The organism is Polaromonas sp. P3_C2 (assembly GCF_056402675.1).
Genome location: NZ_JBFUGX010000152.1, coordinates 1 through 7,676, shown reverse-complemented (window position 1 = coordinate 7,676; position 7,676 = coordinate 1). Strand labels below are relative to the sequence as shown.

7 protein-coding genes are annotated in these 7,676 nt (G+C 62.2%); 2 read left to right on the top strand and 5 right to left on the bottom strand.

All coding sequences use genetic code 11. The features are described from left to right. Together AC1DWI_RS08660 and AC1DWI_RS08655 are read right to left on the bottom strand one after the other, a co-directional pair. On the bottom strand, positions 1-1,398 hold a 1,398-nt coding region (locus AC1DWI_RS08660), incomplete at its 3' end, for a DUF2339 domain-containing protein (RefSeq protein ID WP_477724681.1). 218 nt (positions 1,399-1,616) lie between these two features. Then, a complete protein-coding gene (locus AC1DWI_RS08655) occupies positions 1,617-2,489 on the bottom strand; it encodes a LysR family transcriptional regulator (RefSeq protein ID WP_477670010.1) in 873 nt (290 codons plus the stop codon). A 131-nt stretch (positions 2,490-2,620) separates the two neighbouring features. Here AC1DWI_RS08655 and AC1DWI_RS08650 point away from each other — a divergent pair, with 131 nt between their 5' ends. Continuing rightward, positions 2,621-3,580 (top strand): DMT family transporter, encoded by a 960-nt coding sequence (locus AC1DWI_RS08650; protein ID WP_477670011.1) that lies wholly within the window; start codon positions 2,621-2,623, stop codon positions 3,578-3,580. A gap of 677 nt (positions 3,581-4,257) precedes the next feature. On the opposite strand, the gene glmU is transcribed toward AC1DWI_RS08650, so the two are convergent. Next, entirely contained in the window at positions 4,258-5,718 is a 1,461-nt protein-coding gene (gene glmU / locus AC1DWI_RS08645; RefSeq protein WP_477724680.1) for a bifunctional UDP-N-acetylglucosamine diphosphorylase/glucosamine-1-phosphate N-acetyltransferase GlmU, read from the bottom strand. Between glmU and AC1DWI_RS08640 the strand changes: the two genes are divergently transcribed. Further along, entirely contained in the window at positions 5,717-6,658 is a 942-nt protein-coding gene (locus AC1DWI_RS08640; RefSeq protein ID WP_477670013.1) for a DUF6279 family lipoprotein, read from the top strand. The two genes, glmU and AC1DWI_RS08640, sit on opposite strands and share 2 nt — an antisense overlap. Positions 6,659-6,687: 29 nt before the next feature. Here AC1DWI_RS08640 and AC1DWI_RS08635 read toward each other — a convergent pair whose 3' ends face one another. Together AC1DWI_RS08635 and AC1DWI_RS08630 are read right to left on the bottom strand one after the other, a co-directional pair. Continuing rightward, on the bottom strand, positions 6,688-7,005 hold the full coding sequence (locus tag AC1DWI_RS08635) for a hypothetical protein (RefSeq protein ID WP_477724679.1): 318 nt from the start codon (positions 7,003-7,005) through the stop codon (positions 6,688-6,690). A 183-nt stretch (positions 7,006-7,188) separates the two neighbouring features. Then, positions 7,189-7,676 (bottom strand): Crp/Fnr family transcriptional regulator (locus AC1DWI_RS08630; protein WP_477724678.1); only part of this gene is annotated, 488 nt, incomplete at its 5' end.

The window sequence follows — 7,676 nt, the reverse complement described above, 5'->3', positions numbered from 1 at the left end:
GCCTTGACCTGCCTGCGCCACATAACCCAGCGCCAGCACACCCACGGCAATAAAGCATTCGATCAGCAAGCGGTAGCTGGACAGCGCCCGGCGCACCAGCACCATCGCCGTCACCAGGTACAGCGCGGCAAAGCCCAGCGCCGAAAAGGCCGTGCCCAGTTCCATGGCGCGCACCAGCCCGGCCTGAAGGCCGAAGCCCACCAGCGGCGTGCCGAACACCAGCATGGTGTCGACGGCGTTGCCGAGCTTCGTGGGCGTGTTGCGCGCATAGAGAATGGCGGCAAAAAGATAGATCAGTACAAAGCCGATGAGGAAGGGCTGGGTGCTGGCGTAGTGCTCTGGCGTGTACTTGAGAACACCCCAGGCAGTGGCCACGCCGAAGGTGGCGATAAAGCCCACCACGTTCAGGACGCGCCACGAACGCTTGTAGGCAATGAACAAAATGGCCAGGTTCAGCACTGAGTAATAGCTGAAGAGACCCACATGGCTGCCCTGCCCTGTCGACAGCAGGATGGGCACGGCAAAACCGCCGGCGAATGCGGCGACCGCCAGCGCGCGCGAGTTTTGCAGCAGTGCCAGCGCACAGCTCAGCGCGCACACCACAATCATCAAACCAAAGGCCGGTAGCGGTTCAAGCAGGCCGTACATGCGGAAGGCCGCAAACACCGTGAGGTACATCACCGCCACGCCGGCGCCCTGCAGAGCGAGTGCAAAGCCGGGCTTTTCCGTGCGCTTGCGAAAGCCCACGGCCAGCAGCGCGATCGCCGCGGCGGCGATGGCCGCCAGGCGGAATTCCACCGGAAAGAGCCCGGCCGATGCCGCGTAGCGTGCCAGGAATGACAGGCCGATGAACAAAATAACCAGCCCGACCCGGACGATGGTGTTGCCGCCCAGGAACCAGTTTTTGCCGGCAATCAGGGCCAGCTCGATGGCATTGGGCTCGGCCGGCTTGTAAGCCGGCCGCACGGCGGGCGCGGCCTGAGCGCGCGGCAAGCCATTCGGGGCCAGGTCTTCTTGCAGGGATGCCTCTTCGTTGCTAACCGCGCTGAGCGTGCTGGCAGCCACAGGCGCCATGGTTTGCGGCGCAGCAGGTGCGCGTGCAGGAAGCGGGGCAACGGGCGAAGGAGCGGTGTTTTCAAATTCCCTGAAGCCGCCGTCGTCTTCCACAACCTGAATGCTGCCACGCGGCATGGCAGATGGTTGCGGTGCCGATGCAGTCGCCGCTTTGACCTGCTGCGCATGCTTTCTGTGTGCGGCCTCGACTTCGGCGCGCACGGCCCAGCGCAAGGAAAGGCCGGCGAACAAACCGAGGAAGCCCCCCAGAAAGACTCCGAAATCGCCATAGCCCGGCCAGAACCAGCCCAGCACGGCACCCCAAACAATGCTCCAGATAATCATGACCCCGGCCTCCCTGTTGTTTTCCGTGCTGCGATGTTGCACGCCAGCCTGCGGAATGGGCTGATGGTACTTGATGGGCCCACTCGTGAGCACCGGCGGCACGGTGCCGGGCAAGCCAGCAGAAAAGCCCGTCTGCAGCCCTCATTGATTTAGAAAGAAACCGGCTGCAATCCAATCAGGACAAGCGCAAGCAGCTATTAAATAAGTAGCAACCTGATTCAGTGCGCTTTGACTCCTTCACGGGCGGTGTTCCAGAAGGCGCGTGCCAGCGGCGAGAGTTTGGCCACATCCAGGCAGGCCAGGCCGACCGTGCGCGGCTGCGGCGGTGACAGGGGCCGGTACACCACGCCCCTGGGCGCATCGGGCAGCGCCAGGCGGGCAGCTACCGATACCGCCAGGCCCTGTTGCACAAATTGCAGGATGGAAATGATCTGCGTGAAGTGGTACAGCACCTTGGGCAGCGCGATGTTTTTCTGCAGGATGGGCACAATGACCGGGCCGCAGCCGGCCTCTGTCAGCACAAAGTCCAGCCCCGTCAGGGCGGTAACCGGCACGGCCTTGTGTTTGGCCAGTGGGTGTTTGACCGGCAGGATGGCGACAAACTCGTCCTGCACCAGCGGCAGCACTTCAAAGCGCTCGTCAGGCACGACGACAAAACCCAGCTCCACCCGTTTTTGCAGCAGCCAGTCGTCCACCACTTCGTCGCTTTCCTCTTCAATGCGCACCTGCGCGCCTGGGTGGCGCTTTTTAAAGGCAGCCAGCAGTGGTGGCAAAAGGTTGACAGTGGAGGTGGGCCCAAATGAGCCGATGCGCAACGTGCCGGTTTTCAGCTCGCGGGCGTCGCCGAGCTCCTGCGTCATGGTGGCGGCCAGGGCGGTCATTTCGCGGGCCCGCAGCAACAGCCGCTCGCCGGCATCCGTCATGGCCACGCCGGACGCGTCACGCTGCGCAAGCTTCACGCCGAACTGCGTTTCAAGCGCACGCAGCGCATGGCTGACGGCCGACTGCGTCGTGCCCAGGCGCATGGCCGCGCGTGAAAAGCTGCGGCATTCATCGAGAGTGATCAGGACTTCAAGTTGGGCGAGTGTCATGGTCGGTTCAACAAGCGTTAAGGGGGTACGCGGGCAAGAATGAGTAAACACTCATTTGATAGTGAGTCATTTAGCAGTTAATCTCATGCATCAATCTAACCGATGCCAGCCTTTTTCCCAACAAAAACCGCATGACCGCTACAGCCACATCATCCACCGCAGCCCCCCTGTCCGGCATCGCCGCCACGGCTCCCCCGGCGGGTAAAAGCCTCCTGGGCCTGTACCTGCGCCTGACCTGCGTGCCCTTTCTCTGGGGCGGCACCTTCATTGCCGGGCGCGTCATCTCCGCCCACCTGCCGCCCGCCACGGCGGGTTTCATACGCTTTGTGTTTGCTACGCTGGCGCTGCTGGTGGCGCTGCATTTCACCGAAGGCCTGCGCGCACTCACGACACTGTCGCGCCGCCAGCTGCTGGGCACGATGGCGCTGGGCGCCACCGGTATCTTTATTTACAACCTGTTGTTCTTCTCGGCGCTTTCCGTGCTGCCGGCAGGCCGCACCTCACTCATCATTGCCCTGAACCCGGTGGTCACACTGCTGCTGGCCGCCGCATTCCTGGGCGACCGGCTTTCGCCAGTGCGCTGGCTGGGCGTAGCCCTGGCCTTGCTGGGCGTATGGATCGTTGTCACGCGCGGAGATCTTTCGCAAATCGCGCAGTCGCTCGGCAAGGGTGAGCTGTCGATGTTTGGTGCGGTGTGCGCATGGGCGGTGTACACGCTGCTGGGCCGCAAGCTGCTGCAAGGCTTGTCACCCGTGCTGGCCACGCTCTGGGCGGCCATCTGGGGCACGCTGTTCCTGGGCCTGCTGGCCCTGCGCGATATCTCCGGCGTACATGCCGAATCGTTCACCCCTGAGGTGTGGGCCGGCCTGGCCTTCCTCGGCGTGCTCGGCACCGCAGTGGCTTTTGTCTGGTACTACGAAGGCATACGCCAGCTGGGCGCGGCACGCACCGTGGTGTTCAACAACCTGGTGCCGGTGTTTGGCGTGTTGCTGGGGTGGCTGATTTTGGGAGAGCCCTTGAGCATCAGTTTGCTGGCGGGTGGGGCGTTGGCGATTTTTGGGGTGTTTTTGGTGAATCGAGTGAAGAGTTGAGCTTCTGTTTATTTGATGGGCGCGCTCTTTGCTGAGTGCTGCTGGCCGGGGGTTGCCCGGCGGCAAGTAACTTTCTTTTGCTTCGCCAAAAGAAAGTCACCAAAGAAAAGGCGACCCTGCTGTCTGCGACCCTCCGCTTCGCTACGGGCAACCTGCGGTGCTCGGTTCAGGCGGGGTCTCGCTCGAACTCGCTTCGCTCAGACAATCGCGATCCCTGATCCGCCTGAACCTGCGCTCCTCGGCGCAKACAGAAGGGGCTATCGGGAGCGGGGACCGAAGACAAATACCAACTCCAATACCGACAAGGACACGCCATGGCGTGTCCTTGTTTTTTCAGGTGTTCGGGTTCTGGTATTCGGTTGTTGGCTGTTCGGTATTCCKCYCCCMMCCCCTTGTGKATGCGCCGAGGAGCGCAGGGCCAGACGGATCAGGGCAAAAACTTGTTTGAGCGAAGCGAGTTGTTTTTGACCCCGGCTGGACCGAGCACCACAGGTTGCCCGCAGCGAAGCGAAGGGACGCAGGAACCAGGGTCGCCTTTCTTTTGCTTACTTTTCTTTGGCGAAGCAAAGAAAAGTGAGTTGCATGCCGGGCAACCCCCGGCCAGCCGCCCTCAGCAGAGCGCGCCCAACCCTGAGCAAGAACGGCCAAGACAAGGCTCTGCCAGGATAAGCAAAGACCTACCCCTTAGCCACCTTCACAGGCCTCTTCCAGTTAGGCAAACTGACCTGTTTGCCCCGCGCCACACTCAGCGAATCCGGTGGCGTACTTTTGGTGATGGTCGACCCTCCTCCCACCGTGCCGCCCGCGCCTATGGTGACGGGTGCCACCAGCACGCAGTTGCTGCCGATGTGCACGTCGGCCTCAATCACCGTGCGGTGCTTGTTGGCGCCGTCGTAGTTGGCGGTGATGCTGCCGGCACCGTAGTTCACGCGCTCGCCCACCGTCGCGTCGCCCAGGTAAGCCAGGTGGTTGGCCTTGGCGCCCTTGGCCAGGGTGGCGTTTTTGACTTCCACAAAATTGCCGATGTGTACCTCGGCGCCCAGTTGCGCGCCGGGCCGCAGGCGGGCAAAGGGCCCGATCAACGCGCCTTCGCCGATCTGCACACCCAGCTTCTCGCCGTCGATATGGGTGAAGGGATGGATCACGGCGCCGGCGGCAATGGTGCAGTTGGCAATCACGCAGTTGGCGCCAATGCGCACTCCGTCGCCCAGCGTGACCTGGCCTTCGAACACGCAGTTCACGTCGACTTCCACATCCTGGCCGCAGCGAAGCGTGCCGCGCACATCCAGTCGTGCGGGATCGGCCAGCCGCACGCCTTGCTCCATCAGCGCCGTGGCCAGGCGGCTTTGGTACACGCGTTCCAGTTCAGCCAGTTGCACCGGACTGTTCACGCCGGCCACCTGGGCTGCGTCTGTGATCTGCTGCGCCACGACGGCCACGCCATCAGCCACCGCAAACTTGACGATGTCGGTGAGGTAATACTCGCCTWGGGCGTTTTGATTGTCCAGCCGGGAAAGCCAGGCACGCAGCAGGCGCGTGGGGACAGCCATGATGCCGCTGTAAATTTCGCGGATCTCGCGCTGGGCAGGTGTCGCATCTTTATGCTCGACGATGGCGCGTACCTGGGCCGAGGCTTCGGCGCCGGCCCGCAAGGGCTCGGAGGCGTGCGCCTGCGCGCGCACGATACGGCCATAACCCGTGGGGTCGGCCATGCTGAGCGTGAGCAGTGCCAGCCGCTGGCCGTCGCACTGTGCCAGCAGGGCCTGCAGCGTGGCGGCTTGGGTCAGCGGCACATCGCCCGACAGCACCAGCGTGACGCCATCGTCGGCCAGCAGGGGAATCGCCTGCTGCACTGCATGACCGGTGCCGAGCTGTGGTTCCTGCCGCGCAAATTGCAGGCTGAGCTTCGAATCTGTGCCCGTTTCCCGCTGCGTAAAGCCCTGGCAGGCGGCCTCAACAGCCTCAGCGCCGTGGCCGGTAATGACGACCGCCTTGCGCGCTGACAAAGACGCAGCGCATTCGATGACATGCTGCAGCAAAGCCTTCCCGCCCAATCGGTGCAAAACCTTGGGTAAGCTGCTTTTCATCCGCGTGCCTTTGCCTGCGGCCATGATGACGACATCAACTGGGGTTGCCATGAAGTTTCCTCTGGATTTTCGAAGGACAGGATTTGAAAAGCGTGCCAGCCCCGCCGGGGCAGCGCTGGTACGCAGCTTACGGATTATCGGTGTGCTTGCCGCCATGCTGCTGGGTGCGGCGCTGCCCGGTTGCAACGTGATGATGAAACTGGCCTACAACCAGGCGCCTGAGCTGGTGTATTGGCATCTGGACGGCCATTTTGACTTCACCGACACGCAAAACGTGCAGGTCAGGGCCGACCTGGACAGGCTGCATGCCTGGCACCGGCAAACCCAGCTGCCGGGCTATATCGACACGCTGCAAAAACTGCAGCACCAGATGCCGCAGGACATGGACACGGCAAAGGCTTGTGCGGTCTATACCGACCTGCGGCGAAAGCTGATGGTGGTGTCGAACGAGGCTGAGCCCCTTATGACAAAGCTGGCGGGCACGCTCCACGCCAGCCAGATGAAAAAACTGCAGCAGCATTTTGAAAAAGGCAATGCCGACTACCGCGAAGACTTTCTGGAGTCATCCAAAACCAACCGCAAAAAGCGCTACAAAGAGGCGGTGAACCGGGCTGAAATGCTTTACGGGCGGCTGGAGGAAAAACAACTGGACATCATCGGCCGGCGAATCGATACGTCCCACTTTGACGCCGCCGTGTCCTACCGGGAAAGGCTGCGGCGCCAGCAGGATGCCCTGCAAACCCTGCGCCCGCTGGCTGACGGCCACAGCACACCCGAGAAAACGCAGGCCGCCGTGAACGGACTGTTTGAACGCACGCTGAACTCACCAGACGTCGCTTACCGGGACTATTTCGAACGCCTGACCCAGGACATTTGCCAGGGGTTTGCAGAACTGCACAACAGCACCACGCCCGCCCAGCGCTTAAAAGCCGTGGAAAACCTTCACCGCTATGAGCGGGATTTCAAAGCCCTGCACAGCCAAAAGTCCTGACCATGGAACCCCGCCCTACGCAACCCGCCTTATTTGCCGGGCGCCTTGGAATGGGACAAGCCTTCCTCTTCAGCTTTCTTCAGTTCTGCCGCCTGCTGGGGTGAATCGGGTTTCGCCGCCTTCGCGTCGRCAGCGACATCTGCATCCTTGAGATAGGACTTGATGTTCTTCTGGTAGTCGCGGGTGGCTTCATAGCTCCCTTCGCCCATCTGCCCGGCCGGGGCATCGCCCGGCCTGGACTGGCGCGGCTGAAACTCGCGGGAGCCGCTGCTTTGCTGTTGCTGGCGGTCCGAAACACGGCGCGGTTGCTGCTGCAGGCGTGCACCGGGTGCTTGTGCGTGGTTCATGAACGTCTCCTGGGTGGGTTGTCGGTGCGTGTCGCCACGACCTTCCCTTCGCTGGAAAAGGGGGCAAATCGTGGGCAAGGAGAGTCACCTTAAAACCGGATGCAGGCCGCATTTGTCATCCGCCCCATGACCTTGTTGTCAGCAACCGCCTACACACCTGAACCAAAGCAAAAACAGATGAAATCAGAGTAAAGGAATGTGCGCAGGCGGCGTGTCGTAGTAGTCGGCAATGCGCTCCAGCGCGCGGGTATTGAGCAACCGGAGCTGCCCATTTTCAATCTCATGCAGGCCCAGCTGGCGCAAACGCCTGAGCGTCTTGTTGGTATGCACCAGCGACAGCCCCAGCGCGTCGGCAATATGTTGCTGGTTGATGGGAAACCCTATCCAGCCTTTTTCGGCCATGCCCACGCGTTCCAGCCTGCGGTACAGGTGCATCAACAGCATCGCCACGCGTTCGGTGGCGTTGCGCCGGCCTGCCGTCAGCAGATGGTCATCGACCATACCTTCCTCGCGCGCGCCCATCCACGTGATGTCGTAGCCCAGGCTGGGGTGGTTGCGAAACAGTTCCCACAGGCCGTCCCGCGGGAACACACAGAGGCTGACATCCGTCACGGCCTCGATGCCGTGCATGGCGCCGTCCGCGAACTTTTGCTGCAGGCCGATGAAGTCCC